The 24,336-nt window shown below is 63.4% G+C and carries 21 protein-coding genes and 1 tRNA gene; 19 read left to right on the top strand and 3 right to left on the bottom strand.

Translation table 11 applies throughout. The annotated features are described in order from the left end of the window. Positions 1–14 precede the first annotated feature (14 nt). The 14 genes from AAFN55_RS18860 (at position 15) to AAFN55_RS18795 (ending at position 16,704) form a co-directional block, all read left to right on the top strand. Positions 15–407, top strand: coding sequence for a fimbrial protein (locus AAFN55_RS18860; RefSeq protein WP_347800511.1), 393 nt, complete (start codon positions 15–17; stop codon positions 405–407). Next, on the top strand, positions 404–817 hold the full coding sequence (locus tag AAFN55_RS18855) for a VOC family protein (RefSeq protein ID WP_347800510.1): 414 nt from the start codon (positions 404–406) through the stop codon (positions 815–817). Before AAFN55_RS18860 ends, AAFN55_RS18855 begins: the two co-directional genes overlap by 4 nt. Positions 818–910: 93 nt before the next feature. Next, a tRNA-Glu gene (locus AAFN55_RS18850) sits at positions 911–985 on the top strand. A 225-nt stretch (positions 986–1,210) separates the two neighbouring features. After that, positions 1,211–2,440 carry an O-antigen ligase family protein gene (locus AAFN55_RS18845; protein WP_347800509.1) on the top strand — a complete coding sequence of 410 codons (1,230 nt, stop codon included), beginning with the start codon at positions 1,211–1,213 and terminating at the stop codon, positions 2,438–2,440. Positions 2,441–2,442: 2 nt separating this feature from the next. Further along, positions 2,443–2,997: a sugar transferase gene (locus tag AAFN55_RS18840; RefSeq protein ID WP_347800508.1), complete on the top strand. Its 555-nt coding sequence runs from the start codon at positions 2,443–2,445 to the stop codon at positions 2,995–2,997. A 101-nt stretch (positions 2,998–3,098) separates the two neighbouring features. After that, entirely contained in the window at positions 3,099–7,307 is a 4,209-nt protein-coding gene (locus AAFN55_RS18835; protein WP_347800507.1) for a PAS-domain containing protein, read from the top strand. Between the two features lie 165 nt (positions 7,308–7,472). Then, the gene (locus tag AAFN55_RS18830; protein ID WP_347800506.1) at positions 7,473–8,513 is read left to right on the top strand and encodes a substrate-binding domain-containing protein; all 1,041 of its coding nucleotides are present in this window, start codon (positions 7,473–7,475) and stop codon (positions 8,511–8,513) included. A 108-nt stretch (positions 8,514–8,621) separates the two neighbouring features. Further along, positions 8,622–9,992, top strand: a complete 1,371-nt coding sequence (pstC, locus tag AAFN55_RS18825; protein ID WP_347800505.1) for a phosphate ABC transporter permease subunit PstC — start codon at positions 8,622–8,624, stop codon at positions 9,990–9,992. A gap of 2 nt (positions 9,993–9,994) precedes the next feature. Then, entirely contained in the window at positions 9,995–11,368 is a 1,374-nt protein-coding gene (pstA, locus tag AAFN55_RS18820; RefSeq protein WP_347800504.1) for a phosphate ABC transporter permease PstA, read from the top strand. A 35-nt stretch (positions 11,369–11,403) separates the two neighbouring features. Then, entirely contained in the window at positions 11,404–12,243 is an 840-nt protein-coding gene (gene pstB, locus AAFN55_RS18815; protein ID WP_347801046.1) for a phosphate ABC transporter ATP-binding protein PstB, read from the top strand. A gap of 21 nt (positions 12,244–12,264) precedes the next feature. Beyond that, positions 12,265–12,972, top strand: coding sequence for a phosphate signaling complex protein PhoU (gene phoU / locus AAFN55_RS18810; RefSeq protein WP_347800503.1), 708 nt, complete (start codon positions 12,265–12,267; stop codon positions 12,970–12,972). A gap of 13 nt (positions 12,973–12,985) precedes the next feature. Next, entirely contained in the window at positions 12,986–13,675 is a 690-nt protein-coding gene (gene phoB, locus AAFN55_RS18805; RefSeq protein WP_347800502.1) for a phosphate regulon transcriptional regulator PhoB, read from the top strand. A gap of 96 nt (positions 13,676–13,771) precedes the next feature. Continuing rightward, positions 13,772–15,094: a vanadium-dependent haloperoxidase gene (locus tag AAFN55_RS18800; protein ID WP_347800501.1), complete on the top strand. Its 1,323-nt coding sequence runs from the start codon at positions 13,772–13,774 to the stop codon at positions 15,092–15,094. Next, positions 15,094–16,704 carry a CRTAC1 family protein gene (locus AAFN55_RS18795; protein ID WP_347800500.1) on the top strand — a complete coding sequence of 537 codons (1,611 nt, stop codon included), beginning with the start codon at positions 15,094–15,096 and terminating at the stop codon, positions 16,702–16,704. Before AAFN55_RS18800 ends, AAFN55_RS18795 begins: the two co-directional genes overlap by 1 nt. 4 nt (positions 16,705–16,708) lie before the next feature. Here AAFN55_RS18795 and AAFN55_RS18790 read toward each other — a convergent pair whose 3' ends face one another. Continuing rightward, positions 16,709–17,956: an ROK family protein gene (locus AAFN55_RS18790; protein WP_347800499.1), complete on the bottom strand. Its 1,248-nt coding sequence runs from the start codon at positions 17,954–17,956 to the stop codon at positions 16,709–16,711. 188 nt (positions 17,957–18,144) lie between these two features. On the opposite strand from AAFN55_RS18790, the gene xylF reads away from it, so the two are divergent. From xylF to AAFN55_RS18775, 3 genes are all read left to right on the top strand, one after another. After that, positions 18,145–19,185, top strand: a complete 1,041-nt coding sequence (gene xylF, locus AAFN55_RS18785; protein WP_347800498.1) for a D-xylose ABC transporter substrate-binding protein — start codon at positions 18,145–18,147, stop codon at positions 19,183–19,185. 116 nt (positions 19,186–19,301) lie between these two features. After that, positions 19,302–20,615, top strand: coding sequence for a sugar ABC transporter permease (locus AAFN55_RS18780; RefSeq protein WP_347800497.1), 1,314 nt, complete (start codon positions 19,302–19,304; stop codon positions 20,613–20,615). 9 nt (positions 20,616–20,624) lie between these two features. After that, positions 20,625–21,407: an ATP-binding cassette domain-containing protein gene (locus AAFN55_RS18775; RefSeq protein ID WP_347800496.1), complete on the top strand. Its 783-nt coding sequence runs from the start codon at positions 20,625–20,627 to the stop codon at positions 21,405–21,407. A 72-nt stretch (positions 21,408–21,479) separates the two neighbouring features. Here AAFN55_RS18775 and AAFN55_RS18770 read toward each other — a convergent pair whose 3' ends face one another. Both AAFN55_RS18770 and AAFN55_RS18765 read right to left on the bottom strand, forming a co-directional pair. Further along, the gene (locus AAFN55_RS18770; protein WP_347800495.1) at positions 21,480–21,734 is read right to left on the bottom strand and encodes a glycine zipper domain-containing protein; all 255 of its coding nucleotides are present in this window, start codon (positions 21,732–21,734) and stop codon (positions 21,480–21,482) included. Positions 21,735–21,804: 70 nt separating this feature from the next. After that, positions 21,805–22,140, bottom strand: a complete 336-nt coding sequence (locus AAFN55_RS18765; RefSeq protein WP_347800494.1) for a hypothetical protein — start codon at positions 22,138–22,140, stop codon at positions 21,805–21,807. A 151-nt stretch (positions 22,141–22,291) separates the two neighbouring features. On the opposite strand from AAFN55_RS18765, the gene AAFN55_RS18760 reads away from it, so the two are divergent. Then, complete coding sequence (locus AAFN55_RS18760) at positions 22,292–23,221, top strand: site-specific tyrosine recombinase XerD (protein WP_347800493.1); 930 nt, start codon at positions 22,292–22,294, stop codon at positions 23,219–23,221. 89 nt (positions 23,222–23,310) lie between these two features. Beyond that, positions 23,311–24,261 carry an acetyl-CoA carboxylase carboxyltransferase subunit alpha gene (locus AAFN55_RS18755; protein ID WP_347800492.1) on the top strand — a complete coding sequence of 317 codons (951 nt, stop codon included), beginning with the start codon at positions 23,311–23,313 and terminating at the stop codon, positions 24,259–24,261. Positions 24,262–24,336 lie beyond the last annotated feature (75 nt).

Raw genomic sequence — 24,336 nt, 5'->3', positions numbered from 1 at the left:
AGTGGAAATGTTTCATGACGGCGCCCAATGACGACGACGAGCAAGACAAGCCGCTCGACCCTGCCGTCGAACGCGTACGCAAGCGCCTCGTGCGCTTCATCGTCATCAATCTGGGCATCTTGTTCATCGCCCTTATGGCGGTCGTCATTGCGCTTGTCTACCGAGCGACGCAGGTCAGCGCGCCGGCAGGGGACGCGGTCGCGGAGATACCGGGGGCGACAGGTCCCGTTCTGCCCGAAGGGCGCATTGCGTTGCCTGATGGCGCGCGGATCGTCGACCAGTCGCTTTCGGGCAGCCGCATCAGCCTGCATATCGAGTTCGGCGACGGACGTTCGGCCATCCACCTCTACGATCTGACAAACGGCCGGATCGTCGGCCGCTACGCGATCTCGGGAGAGGGCGAGTGAACGGCGGCCGCCTCGCGACGGTCACGCTGCTGGTGCGTGACTATGACGAGGCGCTGGCCTGGTATCGCGACTGCCTCGATTTCGCGGTCATGGACGATGTCGATCTCGGGCAGGATAAGCGCTGGGTGGTCGTGGCGCCGGATGCGGATCGCGGCGCCCGGTTTCTTCTGGCGCGTGCCGAGGGAGACGATCAGGTGGCGCGAATCGGCGACCAGACGGGCGGACGGGTCGGCTTTTTCATCGAGACGGACGATTTCGATCGCGACCATGCCCGCATGCGTGCGAAAGGTGTGGCGTTTCGCGAGGAACCGAGACGGGAAGCCTATGGCACGGTCGCCGTCTTTGCCGATCTCTACGGCAATCTGTTCGACCTGATAGAGCCGCGGAAGGCCGGATCATCCAAGCCGTGACCACCAGACCCATTCAGGCACGGCAACGCGAAAAAGCGCTCGTTGCCATGTTGCAATGGATTCGAATCCCCTCTATATCGCCGGTTCTGGCAAGCGCCCATCGTCTAGCGGTTAGGACGGCGCCCTCTCACGGCGCAAACCGGGGTTCGATTCCCCGTGGGCGTACCAGCTTTCCATGATCCAGATTTGCCATTTTTTGCTGCCCTCTTGTCACGTCTGGCTTTGCGCAAGACGCGCGGAGAAGCCCGGCTACACTGCAGTTACAATGGCCGTGACGTTCGGATCATCGCCTGTGTCGGATTTGGAAAGTTATATCAGAGCGTGTCTGGAATATAATTCCAAGCTCATATATTATCAAAGCAAAAGTATAGTGTATCCCCTGCCGTGAATATATTGAAAAGCCTCCCTGCTTTCGACCGCAACAATGCGATGTCGGTGTTTCTGATGGCGGCGCTGCCGGCCATCATGGGAAGCACTATTTCCGTCATGCTGAGCGCCTTCGTGGTGTGGGCGGTGATCTGCCTCGTGCTGGGTCGTTTCGCTTTTCGACTGACGCGAACCGATCGCGTAATCGCCGGTACGATCACGGCCTTCGTCGCGCTGGAACTCGCAACCGCGTTTCTTGGCGAAAATCGCTCCCAGGTGCTCGTTTCGACCTACTGGTTGCTGCCGTTTCTGGGCGTCTGGGTGGTCGTGCCGCGGCTGCGTGCCTCGCCTCAGCTCGACTATCTCAACCTCTACATAAAAGGCGCCGCCATAGGCGCTATCGGGGCGCTCATCATTGCCCTGATGCAGGTCGCCATCTCTGGTTCGCGCGCGGAGGGCGGCGCCGGAAATGCCGCCGTGTTCGGGATCATCTCGCTCTGCCTCGCCGGCATTGCCGGTCTGAACGTCAGCAGTGCGGTGCGCCGGGATCGTTTTCTTGCCGCGGTGGGTACGATGGCGGGTCTGCTTGCGGTGGTCCTGTCGTTGACGCGAGGCGTCGTGCTGGCCTCCGCGGTGACGGTCATACTCCTGATCGCATACATGCCCGGCGTCTGGCGCTCGCCCAAGGCAAAGTTGGCGGGTGCGGCGGCGGCCGTGTTCGCGGCCATTGCGATCTATGCCGCATCCGATCTCATCACCGATCGTTTCTACGACACCGTCGAGGAAATCGACATGGTGATAGCCGGGGAAACGTCGGAGAATATCGGCGAGCGCTTGCGGCTCTGGATGGCCGGATGGCAGATCATCGGTGAATCGCCGATCTTCGGGCACGGCATCCAGAACCGGATGGACAAGGTAGAGGAACTACTGCGCCACGACGGTCCGCTGCGCAATTTCACCCACGCCCACAACGCCTTCATCTCCTTCACGATCGATGGGGGCATCGTGGTTCTGGCTGCGCTCCTGGCCGTTCTTTTCGCGCCGATCTATGTCGCCTGGCAGGCGCCGCGCGATCCTGACCACCGAAAGCGCCTCTTTTTTGCACTTCAGGTCAGTCTCATCTACGCCGCGTGCGGTTTGAGCCAGATCATGTTCAAGCACGACATCATGGACAGCTTCTTCATCTTCTCGATGATCGTGCTTGCTGCAAGCATTCCGGACCCCAATCGGCAGGCGGTCGAAGGAACCGATCGCTGATCATGGCTTATGCGGGGCGCCTCAAGCGTATGTTCGACGTGGCGCTTTCCGTGCCGGGGCTACTTGTCGCTCTGCCTGTCATCGCTGTTGCGATGGTGGCGGTGCGGGTGACGTCTCCAGGGCGGATCGTGTTCGCGCAGGAGCGTGTCGGCAAGAGCGAGGCGCCCTTCCTGTGCTACAAGCTGCGAACCATGCATGAGCACACGCCGGATGTCCCGACGCATGAGGTCGGAGCCGATGCGGTCACTCCAGTGGGACGCGTTCTGCGGCGGTTCAAGATCGACGAGTTGCCGCAACTGTGGAATGTGGTGAAGGGCGAGATGAGCCTCGTTGGACCCCGGCCATGCCTGCCGCGTCAGGCTGAACTCATCGCACATCGCCGTGCCGAAGGCGTGTTCGCGCTGCGGCCGGGCATCACGGGGCTCGCGCAGGTCCGCGACATCGATATGTCCCGCCCCCAACTGTGTGCGCAGACCGATGGCGAGTACATGCACCGGATCACGCTCGCCCGCGATGTCGAGATCCTGTTCCGGACCGTTTTCCGGGGCCGCCTCTGAACCGCTTTTGCCTCGCAATTTCAGCATCATGGTTAGCGGAACGTTAAGCCTTGCCGGGCACAGTCCAGATTGCGTGATTCTGCGCAGGGGGTATCTGGACGGTGGTAAAGCGGGAGGGGCACACCGCATCCGAGCCGGGAAACGGCCGGAATGCTGGCGGGCAAGGGACGTCTGTCGGGCCGGGCTCGCACGCGGGCGCGATACGCTGCCATGGCGAAGCGCTTGAGCCCGAGGCAATCGCGGCGTTGCTCGATTGCGCCGCCGACTGGATCTGGGAATCCGATGCGCAGCACAGAATCTCCAGCCTGTCGGACAGCTATCAGACGATAAGCGGTGTCGATCCCGCGCGTGTCATCGGGCGTTCAAGGCTGGAACTGCTGCTCAAGGCAGCGCAGCCGGGCCGCACGCCGTCGCGCCATCTGGACGACCTGGCAGCGCGTCGCCCGTTTCGGGATTTCGTGTACGAATCCCCTGACGGCAATGACGATTGCCGCTGGATTTCGGTGTCGGGCGTTCCCCGTTTCGACGGCACGGGAGAGTTTCTCGGATATCGCGGCACAGGGCGCAACGTGACCGCATTGTTTTCGATCATGGACGATTTGAGCGAGGCGCGTCGCGAACTGTCGATGCGCGAAAGCCGCGACCAGCTCATCGAGGCGGAAAATTCCGGCCACAGCCATGCCGAGCGGCTGATGTCGGCTCTCAACGTCATGCAGGATGCCTTCTGCTACTACGATTCGGAAGATCAACTCGTTCTGTTCAACGAGGCCATGGTCGCCATGTATGCGGGGCTGGAAGACGTCATACGTCCAGGCACTCCGTTCGAAAAGATCGTGCAGACATCGCTCGAGCGTGGCATCTGGTCGATTGGCGAGGAAGGTGGCGACGCCTTTCGCGCGCAGATGCTCGGCAAGCGCAGGGACGCGTTTCGCTCGGAAACGCTGCTCGGCTTCGCGGATGGCCGCTGGGCGATGCATCGCGAGATGCGCACCGACGATGGCGGCACGATCATCATCTGCACCGACATAACCGCGCTCAAAGAACAGCAGATCGGGCTGGAAAAGGCGCATGGAGAAGCGGAGATGCTGCTGCACGATCTGCAGCGCAGCCTCGACACGCTGACGCTCGGCGTCGTCATCCTCGATCGCGATCTCCACGCCGAGATCGTCAACAAGGCATTCTACGATATCTGGAAGCTGACGCGGGACGACGTCGCCGTGGGCGATCCCTTCCGGGCCCTGATGGATATCAATCGCCACAACGGCATCTACGATGTGGCCGACGACGAGTGGGAGGAGTACGTCACCTCCCGGCTGAACGAAATCCGCGATGGCGACGTCCCTGCGCGGGAGTTCCGCCGCGCGGACGGCTGCACGATGATCTATTCGGTCACCACGCTGTCGGGCGGAAAGCGGCTCGTTTCCTATTACGACATTACGTCGATGAAGGATCGTGAAGCGCAACTGGCGGACGCGCTGGAAAAGGCCACGGTGGCCGAGGCCGTGATCAACGGCGTTCCCAATCCGATGTTCGTCAAGGATTCGCAGCTCAACTTCGTCATGGCGAACGAGGCATTCGCCGATTTCTTCGGCACGACGCCGGACAAGATGGTCGGCAAGCGCGACGAGGATTTTGTCCCTGCGGAAGAACGCGGTGCGTTCGAGGGCATCGAGGCGCACGTGCTTGCGACCGGCGAAATCTATGAGACCGAGGCTCCATACGCGACGCCTGCCGGATCCGGTTCCAGGCTGGTCCGCAAGAGCCGCATCCAGACGTCGAGCGACACGGAGTATCTCGTCTGCTCGATCTTCGACGTGACCGACATCAAGCGCCGCGAGATCGAGAGCGAGAACGCCCGCAGCTACGTCGCGAGCGTCATCGAGACGTTGCCTGCCGGCGTCATCATCTACGACAAGGACGACCGGTTCGTGCTCGCCAACGGCAAGGTCCACGAAGCCCTGCCCGCGATGGTCTCGGCCATGCAGCCCGGCAAGCCGCTGCGTGAAGCCGTCGAGGTCGCGCATACGGCCGGATATTTCCGCGAAAGCGGGGACCCCGAACTCGACCAGCTCTACGACATCGATCGCGACGCGTGGATCGAGGGGTATCTGGCGCGCTATCGCACGCGCCATTCGGTGTTCGAGCGGCGCAATCCGGACGGCCGTTGGTTCAAGGCGTTCGACACGCGCAAAAGCGACGGGACCTATGTGGGCGTGCGCGTCGACATCACGGAACTCAAGGAGCGCGAGGAAGCGCTGCGCGACAGCATGGCGCAGATCGAGCTCTACACGCATGTTCTCGATGAACTGCCGGTGTCGACCTACGTCAAATCCGATACGCTCGCCTTCGAATTCGTCAACAAGGCGTGGTGCAACATATCCGGCATCACCAAGGAAGAAGCGCTCGGCAAGTGCGACCGCGACTTCTTCGGCGACGAAGGGGACGGTTTTGCCGACCGCGACCTTCAGGTCCTCGCCACAGGCCGCATGTCGGAGACCGAGGAGACGCTGACGCACCGCGACGGCTCGACGCGGCAACTGATCGCCAAGAAGAGCCGGCTTGTCGGCGCCGACGGCTCGATGCATCTGATCGGTTCCAGCACCGACATCACCGAACTCAAGGACCGCGAGGCCGAACTTCAGGACGCGCAGCGCAAGGCGGTTCTCGCCGACCGGGCGAAGTCGGAATTCCTGGCGAATATGAGCCACGAGATCAGAACGCCGATGAACGGCGTTCTCGGCATGGCCGAACTGCTGGCGAAATCGGACCTGGATTCGCGCCAGAAGACCTTTACCGACATCATCGTGAAGTCCGGCAACGCGCTCCTGACGATCATCAACGACATCCTCGACTTCTCGAAGATCGATGCAGGACAGCTCGTGCTCGACCCTGCGCCGTTCCATCTCGCCGAAGCGATCGAGGATGTCGCGACACTGGTTTCGGCGCGGGCCAAGGAGAAGGACCTCGAACTTATCGTCCGCGTCCAGCCGGGGCTGCACGATCACTATGTCGGCGATGTCGGGCGTATCCGCCAGATCATCACGAATTTGCTCGGCAATGCCGTCAAGTTCACGGATTCAGGCCATGTGCTGGTCGATGTGACGGGCGAGAACCGCGACGACGACACGGCACTGCGCGTCTCGGTGACCGATACCGGCATCGGCATCCCCCAGAACAAGCTCGCCCAGGTCTTCGACAAGTTCAGTCAGGTGGATGCGTCTTCGACGCGCCGCCATGAAGGCACCGGACTCGGTCTTGCCATCACGTCCAGGCTCGTGGGGCTGATGGAGGGCGAGATGGGCGTGCAGAGCGTGGAGGGGCAAGGCTCGACGTTCTGGTTCACGATCAGCCTGCCGCGTTCCGGTCGTGCCGGTCAGGACAAGGCCATGCCGGTCGACGTCTCCGGCGCGCGAATCCTCGTGATCGACGACAACGCGGTCAACCGGGCAATTCTGCTGGAGCAGATGGCTGCCTGGGGCTTCGATGCTTGCGCTGCCGAAGGCGGGCCCGAAGGCATCGCGGTGCTCAAGGCGGTGGCCGCGCACGGTCTGAGTGTCGATTGCGTCATCCTCGATTACCAGATGCCCGGCATGTCCGGCGCGGATGTCGCCAGCGCCATCCGCTCGATACCGTCCATTGCGGCTACGCCGATCGTCCTGCTGACATCCGTCGACCAGTCGCTGCACCAGCCGGGTTATCGCGGTCTCGAAATCGACGCGCACCTGATCAAGCCCGCGCGCTCGTCCGCGTTGCTCGAGGCACTGGTGTCGTCCATCCAGCGGCGGCGCACCGGCCACGCCGGCACTGTCATCGAACGAGGCGCTCAGGCGGCCGAGACGGCCGCTTCGGCGCAATACGGGCAGCCGGCGCGGCCCGAACTGCGTATTTCGCCCCGGCCGAGCGCCGGACATCGGGTCGATATCCTCGTCGCCGAAGACAATGAGGTCAACCAGCTCGTCTTCACGCAAATTCTGGGCGAGACGGGCTTTACCTACGAGATCGTCGGCAATGGCCGCCTTGCCGTCGAGGCCTATCGCACGATGAACCCGCGCATGATCCTGATGGATGTGTCCATGCCAGAGATGAACGGACTTGAGGCGACCGGTAAAATCCGCGAGGCGGAAACGCTGTCGGGCTTCCATGTGCCGATTATCGGCGTGACGGCGCATGCGCTGAAGGGCGACCGCGAACGCTGCATGGATGCGGGCATGGACGATTATCTGTCCAAGCCGATCAGCCCGAGAGCGCTGACGCAGAAGATCGAACGCTGGATGGAAGCCGGAGATGCCGAAGGCCGTATAGCCGGCTGAGCATAATTCTTCTCCGATCAGCGTCGGCAAACGACCCTTATGCTGCAACGCGGGGATCGTAATCGGCATGACACGAAACTGTCATCCAACTGTTACACAGGCCCGCTATTGCCACTCCCGACGCGAGATGCGTCCACACGGAATTTCCGATCAGGAGTTGGCACTATGAACACGTTCTTCCTTTCGGCTTCGGCGGCAACGCTCGCCATCGCCGCTTCCGTCAGCGGCGCGAACGCCCAGTCGCGCGACACCATCCAGATCGCCGGATCCTCGACGGTCCTGCCTTTCGCAAGCATCGTGGCCGAAGAGTTCGGCAATGCGTTCCCTGAATTCAAGACGCCAGTCGTCGGCTCGGGCGGCTCTTCGGGCGGTCTGCGCCAGTTCTGCCAGGGCGTCGGCGAGAACACCATCGACATCGCAAATTCTTCGCGCCGCATCCGCGCTTCCGAGATCGAAGCCTGCAACGCCGCCGGCGTGAGCAAGATCCTCGAAGTCCAGATCGGCTATGACGGCATCGTCTTCGCGACGAGCGCCGACAAGGCCGATTTCGCGCTCGAGCCGATCCACGTCTTCAAGGCGATCGCCGCACAGGTGCCGGTCGATGGCCAGATGACCGCCAACCCGTACAAGACCTGGAACGAGATCGATCCGTCCTTGCCGGAACAGCCGATCGCCGTCGCGATCCCGGCTTCCAACCACGGCACGCGTGAAGTCTTCGAAGAGCGCGTCCTGCACGAGGGTTGCGAAGCGGCCGAACTGCCTGAGATGAGCAAAGAGGACATGGACAAGGCCTGCACCGCGATCCGCCAGGACGTGGTCGTGGAGATCGCCGGCGACTACACCGAGACGCTCGCACGCCTGCAGTCGAACCCGGACACGGTCGGCGTCTTTGGTCTCTCCTTCTACGACCAGAACCGCGACTCCCTGAAGGTCGCCACCATGTCGGGCGTCACCCCCTCGCTCGAGACGATCGCAGCCGGTGAATATCCGGTTTCGCGTCCGCTCTACTTCTACGTGAAGGGCGAGCATGTCGGCACGATCCCGGGCATCCAGGAATATGTCGAGTTCTTCCTGTCGGACGGCATGGCAGGTCTGGGCGGCACGCTCGAGACGGCTGGCCTGATCCCGGCTCCGGTCGAGGAGACCGCCGAGGTCCTCGCCGAGTTCCAGGAAGGCAAGGCGCTCACCGTCGCCGACGTTCAGTAAGGCTCACTGATTTCGCTGGGGCGCTGCCGTGCGGTTCCCCAGCGAAACCTTCCGGTTTAGGAGCCGGCTGTCCGAATCCAACGGGCTTCTCTCAATGGGACATCGCCGATGAACACGGCAATCGTGGCCGGCCTCTTGCTGGCGCTTCTGGCCTTCGCATATCAGAGCGGGTGGTCGCGCAGCCGCGCGCTCGCAACGCCTGCCGGCAAGCTGCATTCGCGTCCGGTCTATCATGGTTCGCTGAGCGCGATCTGGGCGCTTCTGCCGGCCCTTCTCATTTTCGCGCTGTGGGCGCTCTTCGGCGAAAGCGCGTCTCGTGCCTATATCCTGGCGCAGTTGCCGCCCGAAGTGGCCGCGCTGACCGGCCAGGATTTGAACGCCGCGATCCTGCGCATCCGCCAGATCGAATCCGGCTTCGGTGTCGTCGGCGATACGCAGCCCTATGAAAATCTCGCCGCACAGGCGCTGCGCGAATTCCGTACGCTCACCTTCGCGGCGATCATCGCGGCGGCTGCAGGCTGCGGCGCCCTTGCGATCTTCATGTCGCGCAAGCGCATTTCCGCCCGGTTGCGTGCCCGCAACGAGGTCGAGCGCTTCGTCACGATCCTGCTGGTCGGCTGCTCGGTGGTCGCGATCCTGACCACGGTCGGCATCGTCGCGTCGCTGCTGACCGAGGCGATCCGCTTCTTCAGCTTCGTCAGCCCGATCGATTTCTTCTTCGGCACCGTCTGGAACCCGCGCTTTTCCACGACGGGTGCGGCAGGCGGTGAATACGGCCTGTTGCCGCTCCTCTGGGGCACGTTGATGGTCGCGTCGATTGCGATGTTCGTCTCGCTGCCGATCGGCCTCATGTCGGCGATCTACCTGTCGCAATATGCCCGCCCGCGCGTGCGCAGCGTCGTCAAGCCTATCATCGAGCTCCTCGCGGGCATCCCGACGATCGTCTACGGCTTCTTCGCGCTCGTGGCGGTGGGGCCGTTCCTCGCCGGTATCGGCCAGTCGGTGGGCCTCGACATCCGCGCGACCAGCGCCCTGACAGCCGGGGTGGTGATGGGCATCATGATCGTGCCGTTCATCTCGTCCCTTTCGGACGACATCATCCGCCAAGTTCCGCGCGCGATGCGGGATGGCTCCTTCGGGCTCGGCGCGACGAAATCCGAGACGATCAAGCGCGTCATCCTCCCAGCCGCGCTGCCGGGCATCGTCGGCGCCTTCCTGCTCGCCGTCAGCCGCGCGATCGGCGAGACGATGATCGTGGTGCTTGCGGCCGGAAACAGCCCCTATCTCCGCCTCAATCCCGGCGAGCCGGTTTCGACCGTCACGGTCACCATCGTCAACCAGCTCACCGGCGACACGGACTTCGCATCGCCGCAGTCTCTGGTCGCGTTCGCGCTGGGACTGACCCTCTTCGTGATGACGCTCATCCTCAATATCGCGGCGATCTACATCGTCCGCCGCTATCGGGAGCAGTACGAGTAGCCATGGCCGACATCTTCAAATCCGAACCGAATGCCGGCGGGAACGCGAATGCCGAACGGCTTGCGCTGATCAGGAGCGGACTGCGAGCGCGGCATGCGCGCGAGAAGCGGTTCCGCATCTACGGGATACTTGCGATCGCGGCTGCGATCGGGTTCGTAGCGATCCTGTTCACGAACATCCTTTCGAAGGGCCTTCCGGCCTTTACGCAGGCGACGTTGACCGTCGACGTGTTCTTCGATCCCGAGATCGTCAAGGTCGAGCCCAAGCCAGTCCGGCAGGACGGCCAGTCGCCGGCGGACTACCGGCGCGCCGTGCTCGACTGGGAGCGCAAGGCGACGATGGTCAACTGGAACCGCGTCGTGGAGGCCGCCGTCCGCAATGCCGCGCCGGGGACCGAAGCCGATACGCGCCAGATCCTGTCGATCATCGAGACGAACGAGCGCTTCAAGCTGCGCGACATGTTCGTCGCCAACCCGAGCATTCTCGGCCAGACCGTGACCGTCAACATGCTGGGCTCTGCCAATGCCGACAACTGGCTGAAGGGCAACATCAACCGCGACCTGCCTGATACGCAGCAGCAGCTTTCGGCGCCGGCGCGCGCGCTCGCCGACACGTTGCTGGAAGAAGGCAAGATGCGCTTCGCCTTCGCCTGGCACATCTTCACCAATGTGGATTCGCGTTCGGCACCGGCTGCCGCGGGCCTTGCAGGTGCCTTCGTCGGTTCGCTCTACATGATGATGGTGGTCATATTCCTGGCCGTGCCGATCGGCGTTGCGAGTGCCGTCTATCTCGAGGAGTTCGCGCCGAAGAACCGGTTTACCGATCTCATCGAGATCAACATCAACAACCTCGCGGCGGTGCCGTCGATCGTGTTCGGCCTGCTGGGCGCGGCGGTGTTCATCAACTTCTTCCGGTTGCCGCTATCGGCTCCGATCGTGGGTGGTCTCGTGCTGACCCTGATGACGCTGCCGACCGTGATCATCGCGACCCGCTCGTCGCTGCGCGCGGTGCCGCCATCGCTGCGGCAGGCGGCCCTCGGGCTTGGCGCATCGAAGACGCAGACGGTGTTCCACCATGTGCTGCCGGTCACCTATCCCGGCATCCTGACGGCGACGATCATCGGCGTCGCGCAGGCGCTCGGCGAGACCGCGCCGCTGCTCCTGATCGGCATGAACGCCTTCGTGGCGGCCGTGCCGGCGACACCGATGGACCAGTCGAGCGCGCTGCCGGTCCAGATTTATCTCTGGCAAGGCAACGAGAACCGGAATTTCTTCGAGGCGCGCACATCTGCCGCCATCATCGTGCTTCTCGGCCTTATGCTGGCCCTGAATGCGATCGCAATATTCCTGCGGACCAGACTGGAGCGCCGCACATGACCACCAACGTCAAATCGGAGACCAGAGAGATGCGCATGCCGACCGAAGAGATCGTCGGGCAGTCAGACCTCTACCAGATCAAGTCGTCTACCGTCCGGACCCCCGACCCGGCCGCACGGCCGATCCGCGTGAAGGCACGCGACGTCGGCGTGTTCTACGGCGCGAAGCAGGCGCTGTTCGACGTGTCGATCGACATTCCCGAGAAGGCGGTCACCGCCTTCATCGGTCCGTCGGGTTGCGGCAAGTCGACATTCCTGCGCTGCTTCAATCGCATGAACGACACGATCGAGGGCTGCCGGGTGACGGGCAAGATCGAGCTCGACGATTTCGACGTCTATGACGCCTCGCTCGACGTGGTGGAACTGCGCGCACGTGTCGGCATGGTGTTCCAGAAGCCGAACCCGTTCCCGAAATCGATCTATGAAAACGTGGCCTACGGCCCGCGTATCCATGGGCTCGCCCGCAACAAGGCGGATCTCGACGCGATCGTGGAATCCAGCCTGCAGAAGGCCGGCCTGTGGAACGAGGCGAAGGACCGCCTCAACGAACCCGGCACCGGCCTTTCCGGCGGCCAGCAGCAGCGCCTGTGCATCGCGCGTGCGATCGCGGTGTCGCCCGAGGTCATCCTGATGGACGAACCGTGCTCGGCGCTCGACCCGATCGCGACGGCGCGCATCGAAGAGCTCATCGACGATCTGAAGCAGAATTTCACGATCGTCATCGTCACGCACTCGATGCAGCAGGCCGCCCGCGTCTCGCAGCGAACCGCCTTCTTCCATCTGGGCATACTGGTCGAGGAAGGTCCGACGGACCTGATCTTCACCAGCCCGAACGAGAAGCGCACGCAAGACTACATCACCGGTCGCTTCGGCTGACGCGGCGTAGAGGAACCAGCCATGGGTGAACATACAGTCGCATCCTTCGACGAGGAACTCGGCCACATCGACCGGCTGATCCGGGACATGGGGGAGCTGGGCAGCGAGATGGTCCTGGCCTCGACGCGGTCCCTCCTGAACTCCGACAACGCTCTCGCGCAGCGCGTCATTTCCGACGACGCGGTGATGGACGCACGGCAGCGGGAACTGGACGACCGGGCGATCACGCTGATCGCCAAGCGCCAGCCGATGGCGCAGGATCTGCGCTCCGTCGTGGGCGCGATCCGCATGGCGGCCGATCTCGAGCGGATCGGCGATCTCGCCAAGAACATCGCCAAGCGCGTCAATGCGGTGGGCGAGGACGCGACGCCGCGCGGGCTGTCGCATTCGATCGATGCGATGGCCGAGATGGTGATCGCGCAGGTCAATGCGGTCATCGAGCGCTACGAGGCCCGCAACGCTGCCGATCTCGTCACGCTGCGCGCGGACGATGAGAAGATCGACGTCCAGTACACCGCGATCTTCCGCGAACTCCTGACTTACATGATGGAGGATCCGCGCAACATCACGGCCTGTACCCACCTCCTGTTCTGCGCCAAGAATCTGGAGCGCATCGGCGACCATGTGACGAACATCGCCGAAAACGCGTATTATGTGGTGACCGGGCAGCAACTGCCCCTGCACAGGCCCAAGATCGACGAGACGTCGGTCAGGGTCGAGGCGGAATGAGGACCAGCAGCCGATGATTGCTCCCAAGATCATGGTCGTCGAGGATGAAGAGCCGCTCGGCGTTCTGCTGAAATACAATCTGGAGGCGGAAGGCTATCAGGTCGAAGTCGTCATGCGCGGCGACGAGGCCGAGATAAGGCTTCAGGAAAATGTTCCCGACCTTCTCGTCCTCGACTGGATGGTGCCGGCGATCTCGGGCATCGAATTGTGCCGCAGGCTGCGCATGCGGGCGGAAACCGAGCGCCTGCCGATCATCATGCTGACCGCGCGGGGCGAGGAAAGCGACCGGGTTCGCGGTCTGTCGACCGGAGCTGACGACTATCTGGTCAAGCCGTTCTCGACGCCGGAATTCGTGGCGCGGGTGAGGGCGCTCCTGCGCCGCGCCAAGCCGGAGGTCCTGTCGAGCGTTCTCAAGGTCGGCGACATCTTGCTCGACAGGGAATCGCACCGTGTCTACCGCAAGAAGAGCGAGATCAAGCTTGGACCGACGGAGTTCCGGCTGCTGGAGTTCATGATGCAGCATCCGGGCCGGGTGTTTTCGCGCGGGCAGCTTCTCGACAATGTCTGGGGCGAGACGATCTACATCGACGAGCGCACGGTCGACGTGCATGTCGGCCGACTGCGCAAGGCGGTCAACAATGGCCGCATGCCCGACGTCATCCGCACGATCCGCGGCGCGGGCTACGCGATCAAGGAAGCCTGAGCATCGACTGCCGGTGAGGCTTGCGGCAGTGCTGCCGCGCATGGTTATCTCCGATCGACCGCGTTCATCCGGATGCGATCACCTTGGGGGAGGATCATGGATCTCATTCGTTTCGCCTTTATCGCGATAGCCATCGGCGTGGCTGTGATCAGTGGTGCCGGTCAGGCACATGCTGAGGACAGCGAGCGCATGTCGCCGAGCGAGGTGGTGATCACCTGGTATCGGCTGAGCCTGGAACTGGTTCGCCACACTCCCACCTATTCGCCGCCCGTTGCCAGCCGCGCTTTCGGCTATGTCGGCGTGACGGCGTTCGAGGCGATCGCCTCGGGCTCGGACGATCTGACGAGCCTCGCCGGACAGGTGAACGGCCTCGATGCGCTGCCGGCCCGCGAGGAGGGCGCGGATTATGACGATGCCGTCGTCGTCCAGGCCGCCACCGCTCACGCCATCAAATCGCTGTTCAGCAATACCGGCCCCACGGGACAGCGCGCGTTTGGTGCGATGGAGCGCAGGTTGGCGGAAAGGGCGGCGACAGGGTTGGCGCACGATATCGTCCAACGCAGCACCGCCCATGGCATCGCGGTCGCGGATCACATCCTCGCATGGTCGCTCGAGGATGGCGGCGCGATCATCGAGAATATGGGATTTCCGCAAAGCTACGACCTGACGGAAGGCCCGGCGCACTGGGTTCCGACGAGCCTCGTCGCCCAGCAGCAATCGCCGCTTTTGCCCGACTGGGGCAACAACCGCCCGTTCGCGATGCCCGAAGGCGGCACCTGCGGCCTGCCGCCGCCGCCGGAATACAGCGAGGAGCCGGATTCCGAGTTTTATCGCGAGGCCTACGAGGTCTACGAAGCGAAGACGAATCTCACGCCCGAGCATCGAGACATCGCATTGTTCTGGTCGGACGATCCGATGCTGTCACCCACACCGCCGGGCCACTGGATCTCGATCGCAATCCAGATTCTCCAGGACAATCAAGCCGGTATCGATGAGACGGTCGATGTGCTCGCGCGCCTCGGCATGGGCATGGCGGATGCGTTCATCGGGTGCTGGCATGCCAAGTTCGAATACGACCTCGTACGGCCGATCACCTATATCCGCCGCGTCATCGACCCGAAGTGGGAGCCTCTGCTCAACACGCCGCCCTTCCCGGAATATCCGAGCGGGCACAGCACGCAATCGGGAACCGCGGCCGCCATCCTGACGGCTATCTTCGGCGACAACTTCGCCTTCGAGGACATAACCCATGTCGATGACGGGTTGGCCGGTCGCCATTTCGCGAATTTCCATGAGGCGGCGGAGGAGGCTGCGTTGTCGAGGCTCTATGGCGGGATCCACTTCCGCGCGGCGATCGATCTCGGTCTCGAACAGGGCCACTGCATCGCGGCGTACATAACCGCGCTGAAGACGCGGTGATGACGATGCGCGGACAGGTCCTGCTTGCCGGTGTCGTCGGAGCCATGGTTTCCGTGTCCGCAGCGACTGCTGCGGATGACGGGGTGGCCGTTCCGCGTTTCATCGACGAGACCGCGAGCGCCGGCGTCTCGAGCATCTATGAGGGCGATTGGGAATATATGGTCGGGGGCGGCGTCGCGACGTTCGATTGCGACGATGACGGCTACCCCGACATGCTGCTCGCAGGCGGAAGCGCTCCGGCCTCGTTCTATCGCAACGTCAGCCGGCGCGGCGGCGCGCTCGCCTTCGAGAAGGCGGAGAGCGGCCTCGAACTGGACGCGGTGACCGGCGTCTATCCGATCGACATCGATGGCGACGGCATCATGGATGTCGTCCTGTTGCGCGTGGGCGAGAACGTCGTGATGCGCGGCAAGGGCGGCTGCACATTCGAACGCGCCAACGAGGACTGGGCCTTCGACGGCGGCGACGCATGGTCGACCGCATTCGCGGCGACCTGGGAACGCGGCGCGCAATGGCCGACGCTTGCGGTCGGCAACTACATCGACCGGACGCAGGATGCGTTTCCATGGGGGTCGTGCACGGACAACTGGCTGCACAGGCCCGAAGGCGAGCGCAAATTTGCTCCGCCAATCGCGCTGACGCCGAGCTATTGCGCGCTGTCCATGCTGTTCACCGACTGGAACCGGTCCGGCACGCCGTCGCTTCGCGTCTCGAACGACCGCGAATACTACAAGGGTGGCGAGGAGCAGCTCTGGCGCATCGAGCCAAATGCCGCGCCGGTACGCTACACGCCGCAGGACGGCTGGAAGCGCCTGCGCATCTGGGGCATGGGAATCGCGGCCTACGATCTCGATTTCGACGGTTATCCCGAATATTTCCTGACGAGCATGGCCGACAACAAGCTTCAGACGCTTGCAAACAGGGAGCCCGGCGCATCACCGAGGCCGGACTATGCGGATTTGGCGTTCGCCAAGGGCGTGACCGCACACCGCCCCTATGTCGGTGACAATCTGAAGCCCAGCACGGCGTGGCACGCGCAGTTCGAGGACGTCAACAATGACGGCCTGGCCGACCTCTTCGTGGCCAAGGGCAACGTCGCGGAAATGCCGGACTTCGCGGCCGAGGATCCCAACAATCTGCTGCTGCAGAAGCCTGACGGCACGTTCGTGGAGGCGGGCGACAAAGCAGGGGTCGCGAGCGTGGCGATCGCGCGCGGGGGCGCACTTGTCGATTTCAACCTCGATGGTCTCGTCGATCTGGTGGTCGTCAACCGCTGGAAGAGCGCCGAACTCTGGCGCAATGCCAGCGACGATGCGGGCCGGTGGTTGCAGATCAAGCTCGTGCAGGAGGGACCGAACCGCGATGCGGTCGGTTCATGGATCGAGGTGAAATGCGGCGAGCACGTCATGCGCCGGGAGATCACCGCCGGCGGCGGGCATGCGAGCGGGCATGCCGGCTGGTGGCATTTCGGCCTTGCCGACGAGGAGCAGGCGCAGATGCGGGTGATCTGGCCGGATGGCAGCGAAGGCGCGTGGCAGGAGGTCGCCACGAACAGTTTCCAGATCGTGGAACAGGGGAAGGCGCCGACTTCCTGGACGCCCGAACGCTGAGGCTTCAGGCGACTTCCTGGCCGTGTGCAAATGCACTCGGTGACATGCCCGGTCCGAATATCTCGTTGTCGACGAAGGTCAGCGCCTGACGCGCGCAGCCCTCGCGGATCAACGGCATCTCGTCGGGCTCCAGCTCGAAGGAGATCGCGGCATTGTGCTGGCCGCCTGCGGTGCGTGCGATTGCGGCGCGCATGGACGGTTCGATCATATCGAAAGCCGATGTGCCGAGCCCGACGATCGCGACCGGGGCTGGGTCGAAGAGCGCGAACAGGCTGCCGAGACCGAAGCCGATCGCCTCGCCGGCATTCACGAACGCCTGGCGCTCGCGGCCCGGGTGGTCGCGTGCCGCTGCGGCCATCGCGAGCATCGTCGCGTCGTCGATGTCGGCCACGGGTTGTGCGCGTTCGCTTTCGCCACGGGAGTGGCGGTAGATCGCATAGTTTCCGGCGTAGGCCTCGATGCAGCCGCGCCGCCCGCACCGGCACAAAGCGCCGTTGGGGATGTGGATCATGTGCCCGAACTCGCCGCCGGACGAATGCGAGCCGGTGAACAGCTCGCCCCTCAGGATGAGCCCCATCCCGATGCCGTTCGAGAGCAGGATCGTGAAGAAATTGTCGCGATATCGCTCGGGCATGCGGCCCCGGAGCGCGACCGCGATCATGTTGCAGTCGTTCTCCACCGTGACCGGCAGCGAGAAAGCGTCCTCGATGGCGGCGGCGAAGGCGATGTCGCTGTGCGGCGTGATGGGCGACCAGAGCAGTTCGCGTGCCCCGGAATCCGTGATGCCCTGAACGGCAAGCGTGATGCGGACGACGGGGCTATGCCCGGTGCCGAGCTTGGCCAGAAGCCTGCGGATCGAGGCGATGACCGCGTCCGACAGCTCGACCGCCGTCATCGTCAGGGTCGGCGGGCGCGAGATGTCGTGCGCGATGGCCGTGCCCGCATAATCGATTGCGGAGGCAGACAGCGAATTCAGAGACAGCATGGCGGAAATCACGATGGCGGCGCGCGGGTTCAGACCCAGCGCGACCTGCGGACGGCCGCGCTTGAGCGCTGCCGTCTCGCCGTTCTTGACCTCAACAAGGATGCCCTCGCCGATCAGATCGGCGGAAATCGTGGAGATCGTGGAGTGGCTGAGGCCCGTGGTGCTTGCGATCTCGGTGCGGGACGGCTGGTTCGCCCGCCTGACGGCGGCGATCACCATAGAGCGATTGCGCTTGCGCAGATCGTCGTGTCGTACGCCGACCGTCATGACTCGTCATCCTCCCTGCAATGGACCCCGTGTAGCGTTGTCCTCCCGGCTACACCAGCACTGCGCGTTGGATATTGACATGGCCCGTTCACTGAGTCATTATTTTTTTCGAGGCTCGAAAAAAAGAGCTTCGCACTGTTGAAGAGCTCGTATCATCAAGCGCTCAACGGAGCGCAGGGAGGAACATCATGAGGAATTTCGCAACCGCCTTGCTGGCGGGCGCCGCCATGTCGCTCACGCTGTCTGCTGCGGCGCATGCCGAAGGCAAGATCATCGGCGTGTCATGGTCCAACTTCCAGGAAGAGCGCTGGAAGACAGACGAAGCTGCCATGAAAGCCGCGATCGAAGCCGCCGGCGACACGTACATCTCCGCGGACGCCCAGTCGTCGGCCGCCAAGCAGCTCACCGACGTCGAAGCCCTGATCAGCCAGGGCGCGAACGCGCTGATCATTCTCGCACAGGACGCAAGCGCCATCGGACCGGCTGTCGAGAACGCCGTCAACGAAGGCATTCCGATCGTCGCCTATGACCGCCTGATCGAAAATGTCGACGCCTTCTACCTGACGTTCGACAATCAGGAAGTCGGCCGCATGCAGGCGCGCGCCGTTCTCGAAGCCAAGCCGGAAGGCAACTATGCCTTCATCAAGGGCTCGTCGTCTGATCCGAACGCGGACTTCCTGTTCTCCGGCCAGATGGAAGTGCTCAAGGAAGCCATCGATGCCGGCAAGATCAAGAATGTCGGCGAGGCCTACACCGACGGCTGGCTGCCCGCCAACGCGCAGCGCAACATGGAACAGATACTGACCCAGAACAACAATGAGGTCGCCGCCGTGGTCGCCTCGAACGACGGTACTGCCGGCGGCGCCATCGCGGCGCTGGAAGCACAGGGTCTCGCAGGCTCAGTGCCGGTTTCCGGCCAGGACGCCGACCATGCGGCCCTGAACCGCATCGCGCTCGGCACGCAGACCGTCTCGGTCTGGAAGGACTCGCGCGATCTCGGCAAGAATGCTGCGGAGATCGCCTCGCAGCTCGCCGACGGCACCGCGATGGACGGTATCGCCAACGTCACCAAGTTCACGACGCCCGGCGGCATCGAGATGAACTCGGTGTTCCTGACCCCGGTTCCGGTCACCAAGGACAATCTGGACGTGGTGATCGACGCGGGCTGGGTCACGAAGGACGTGGTCTGCCAGGGCGTTTCGGCCGGCTCCACGCCAGCCTGCGACTAATCCGCAGCGCGGATCAAGAAACGAACGCCGCGGTTTGACGAAGACCGCGGCGTTTCAGTAACCTGCACGTCCCGGCGCATCGTGCCCTGAGCGGCGTCGGATGGGAGAAGACCTTCATGTCGGATGCAAGCGCAAGAGCGCCTGTCGACGTTGCTCGATCGAGCGACGGCGGACCAGTGGCGCGGTTTCTCAAGGCAACGGAAATCGATACGCGCATGCTGGGGATGGTCGGCGCGCTGATCATCATCTGGGTGCTGTTCCACCTTCTGTCGGGCGGGCTCTTCCTGACGCCCCGCAATTTGTGGAACCTGTCCGTTCAATCATCGTCGGTCGCCGTGATGGCGACGGGCATGGTGCTGGTGATCGTGACGCGCAACATCGACCTGTCGGTCGGCTCGATCCTCGGCTTCGCCGGGATGATCATGGGGGTGACGCAGGCCGAATTCCTGCCGGGTCTCATCGGCTTCGGCAATCCGTTCACCTGGATCATGGCCGCGCTCGTGGGCCTGTGCGTCGGTGTCGCGATCGGCGCGCTGCATGGCTTCATCATCGCCTATCTCACGGTTCCCGCCTTTATCGTGACGCTGGGCGGCCTGCTCGTCTGGCGCGGCGCGGCGTGGTGGGTGACGAGCGGCCGAACGGTCGCTCCCATGGACGCAACCTTCCGCCTGATGGGCGGCGGGCCGGACGGCTCGATCGGCGCGACATGGAGCTGGGTCGTCGGCTTTCTCGCCTGCGCCTTCGTGGTCCTGATGCTGATCAACGCGCGCGCGCAACGCAAGCGCTTCAAGTTTCCGCGGCGGCCCGTTTGGGCGGAAGCGCTGCTGGGCGGTATCGCGTGCGCGCTCATTCTCGCCGCGGTTCAGGTCGCGAATTCCTATCCCTGGCCGATCGGCATCGTTCGCCGCTATGCCCAGGCGAACAACATCGAGCTGCCCGAAGGCGGGTTGTTCATCGCGCATGGCATTGCCATCCCTGTCCTGATCGCCTTGGCGGTCGGCATCGCGATGACGTTCCTGACGACGCGCACGCGTTTCGGGCGCTACGTCTTCGCGATCGGCGGCAACCCGGAAGCCGCGGCACTCGCCGGCATCAACACCCGCTGGGTGACGATGAAGATCTTCATGCTGATGGGCGGTCTTGCCGGCATCGGCGCGATGATTTCGACGGCCCGCCTCAACGCGGCCACCAATGCGCAGGGCACGCTGGACGAACTCCTCGTCATCGCGGCGGCCGTCATTGGCGGAACCTCGCTCTCGGGCGGTGTCGGGACGATCGCCGGGGCGATGCTCGGCGCGGTTCTGATGCAGTCGCTGGCGTCCGGCATGATCCTGCTCGGCGTCGATACGCCGTTGCAGAACATCGTCGTGGGGCTCGCGCTCGTCGTCGCGGTCTGGCTCGACACGCTTTATCGCAACCGGGTTCAATAGGAGGCTGCCATGGCTGAAAACGCCCCTCTCGTCGAGCTGAAGAACATCTCGATCTCGTTCGGCGGCATCCATGCCGTCGACGATGCGTCGATCGACCTGAATGCCGGCGAAGTCGTCGCGCTTCTCGGGCACAATGGCGCGGGCAAGTCCACGCTGATCAAGATCCTGTCCGGCGCCTACAAGCGCGACGAGGGGACGATCCTCGTCAATGGCGAGGAAGCGTCGATCAGCAATCCGCGCGAGGCGAAGAAGTACGGGATCGAGACGATCTACCAGACGCTGGCGCTGGCCGATAACGTCGATGCCGCGGCCAACCTCTTCCTCGGACGCGAGTTGCGCACCAAATGGGGCACGCTCGACGACGTCGCGATGGAATCGGAAACGCGTGAGGTGATGGGCCGGCTCAATCCGCGGTTCCAGCGCTTCAAGGAGCCGGTGATCAAGCTTTCAGGCGGCCAACGTCAATCGGTGGCGATCGCGCGCGCGATCCATTTCAATGCGCGCATCCTGATCATGGACGAGCCGACGGCAGCGCTTGGCCCGCAGGAAACGGCGCAGGTCGGCGAACTGGTGAAACAGTTGAAGGAAGACGGCATCGGCATCTTTTTGATCAGCCACGACATCCACGATGTCTTCGATCTCGCCGACCGGGTGTGCGTGATGAAGAACGGCCGGGTCGTCGGCACCGCGCGGACGCAGGACGTGACGGAAGACGAGGTGCTCGGCATGATCATTCTCGGGAAATGCCCGCCCGGCGCGATACCGGGACCGGGCGCGATGAGCACCGGTTAAGGCTGATTTCCAGCAGAAAAGAAAAAGGGGACCCGCGAGGATCCCCTTTTCCATGTCCGGATGGACGTGCTGTTACGAGCAGCGTGCTTCGTAGGTCCGGCCATACTGGTCGCGATAGCGGCACCAGCCCGGACGGTCGGCCGTACGGCCGATCAGGTAACCTGCTGCGCCGCCAACGGCTGCACCGGCAAGAGCGCCGCCAACGCGGCCGGTCGCGAGACCACCGACAGCCGCACCAACTGCTGCGCCACCAACACCGGTCTGCTCAGCGGTCGTGCAACCTGTGAGCATCAACGCGGCAACACCTGCCAACAACATTTTCTTCATTACCAGCCTCCATAAGATTGCAATGACCCTTCGGCGATACCATGCCGCCGAGGTGTGGCGCTATCAAGTCCTATCGTTGGGAGACGCTTTCCGCCTCGTCGCGATCAACATGTGACGCAACAAGAACACCCGACTCGTCAATCGGTTCCACCGCCGCAACCAACATTCCTTCGGCCGTGATGTCCCAGACGAGTTCGGCATCCATCTCCTCCATCGCGGGATCGACGTCGATGCAGCGCGCGAACACGCGCTCCGCCGAATTCTTCTGCGCGTCATAGGATGCAGGAAGCGCTGCATCACATTCCTCATAGGTCTCGTAGACCGGAACGGGAGCCGGGAGCTCACGGCATTCACCGAGGTCCTGCGAACATCCGACGATCAAGAGCAAAGCTGCAATGTGTTCCATGACGCGTTCCTTTCGGAGCAGTTAACGACTTGACATCCGGAAAAGTTCCTGCGGGCCTTGCTGGACACGCGTTTGCGCTCGAATCGGCTTGGTTCACACTTTGAAAAGCCGCCGCGCGGTAGTGTCTCCCACACGTTCAAGGAGTCCGGATTTGAACAGCGGTTCGAGGGTCGAGGCCTTCCTGGAGATGATGAGCGCCGAGCGCGGTGCGAGCGAAAACACGCTTGCCGCGTATCGTCGCGATCTCGAGGACGCATCCGGCTATATGGCGCGCAAGGGCGCGGGCCTGGCGACGGCTACCTCGTCCGATTTGCGGGCATGGATCGACGAGATCGCGGCGCGGGGCTTCGCGTCGTCGTCCCAGGCGCGGATGCTGTCGGCAGCGCGCCAGTTCTTCAAGTTCCTCTATGCCGAAGGCCTTCGCAGCGACGACCCGACCGCCGTGATCGATCCGCCGCGAAAGGGCAGGTCCCTGCCCAGGACGATGCAGGAGGATGCGGTCGCGAAACTTCTGCAACGGGCGGAGGTCGAGACGAAGGATGCTCCCGACGACGCGGCGGTTCTCGCCGCTATCCGCCTGCAAGCGCTTGTCGAGACGCTCTATGCGACCGGGTTGCGCGTGTCCGAACTCGTGGCGCTGCCCGTCAGCGTCGCGCTGCGCGACGAACGTTTCTTCGTCGTGCGTGGCAAGGGGTCGAAGGATCGCATGGTGCCGCTGTCGACCAAGGCCAGAAGCGCCCTCAAGGCCTGGCTTGCCGTGCGGAAAGGCGTGCCAAGGTTTGGCGAAAGTCCGTATCTCTTCCCGTCCTCATCCGAGGCCGGTCATGTGCCGCGGCAGGTTTTTGCGCGCGAATTGAAGGGTCTTGCCGCTAGGGCAGGCGTTCCGGCGGCCAAGGTGTCGCCTCACGTCCTTCGCCACGCCTTCGCCAGCCACCTGCTGCAGAACGGCGCGGATTTGCGCACCGTCCAGCAACTTCTCGGTCACGCGGACATATCGACGACGCAAATCTATACACATGTCCTTGAAAACAGGCTGGTCGAACTGGTGAGCAAGCATCACCCGCTTGCCGACCCGCACTAGTATCGTTATGTGAGGCGGGCCTTTTTGGCCGCGAACGAGCCTTTCGGAGGCTTCTTCACCGCACTACACCCTTGGATGCAGCAGCGCGAATGTTCAATTATCTCGATTTCGAAAAGCCGGTCGCAGACCTCGAAGGCAAAATCCTGGAGCTCAAGAAGCTTTCGGAAAACGGCGAGGCGGTCGATGTCGGTGACGAGATATCGCGGCTGGAAAAGCGCTCCAAGGATGCGCTGCGCGAGGCCTATCGCGCGCTGACGCCGTGGCAGAAGGTGCAGGTCGCCCGCCATCCCGACCGGCCGCATTGCCTGGATTATGTGCGCGCGCTGTTCACCGAGTTCACGCCGCTTGCCGGCGATCGCGCCTTTGGCGAGGACAATGCCGTAATCGCCGGCTTCGCCCGCTTCAATGGCGAATCCGTTGCCGTGTTGGGGCTGGAGAAGGGCAACGACACCCAGAGCCGGCTCAAGCACAATTTCGGCAGCGCACGCCCGGAGGGCTACCGAAAGGCCGTGCGTGTCATGGAGATGGCGGATCGCTTCGGCATCCCGGTCATCAGCCTGGTCGATACCGCCGGCGCCTATCCCGGCATCGGGGCGGAGGAACGCGGCCAGGCGGAAGCGATCGCACGCTCGACGTCGGCCTGCCTGTCGCTGCGCTCGCCCAGCATTTCGCTGATCATCGGCGAGGGCGGGTCAGGCGGGGCGATCGCGATCGCCGTCGCCAACCAGGTCTACATGCTCGAACATTCGATCTATTCGGTGATTTCGCCGGAAGGCGCGGCTTCGATCCTGTGGCGCGATACGACGCGGTCGAAAGATGCGGCGACGAACATGAAGATCACCGCGCAGGACCTGCTCGAGCTCAAGATCATCGACGGCATCATCGCCGAGCCGCTGGGTGGCGCCCACCGCGCGCCGGAGGCGATCATCGAGGCTGCCGGAGCGCAGATCTCGAAGGGCTTCGAAGAATTGCGCCAGGGCAATATGGACTTCCGCGAGCAGCGCCGGGAGAAGTTCCTAGCCATGGGCCGCACGCTCTGACGGGCCGTTCCGGCCCATTTCCTGCCACAAAATTGCCCGGACTTTACTTTCAATAACAAAGTCGTCCCCGATGAC

The organism is Mesorhizobium sp. CAU 1732 (genome assembly GCF_039888675.1).
Taxonomy (GTDB): domain Bacteria; phylum Pseudomonadota; class Alphaproteobacteria; order Rhizobiales; family Rhizobiaceae; genus Aerobium.
The sequence above is the reverse complement of the archived record's forward strand: the minus strand, read 5'-3'. Positions and strand labels throughout refer to the sequence as shown.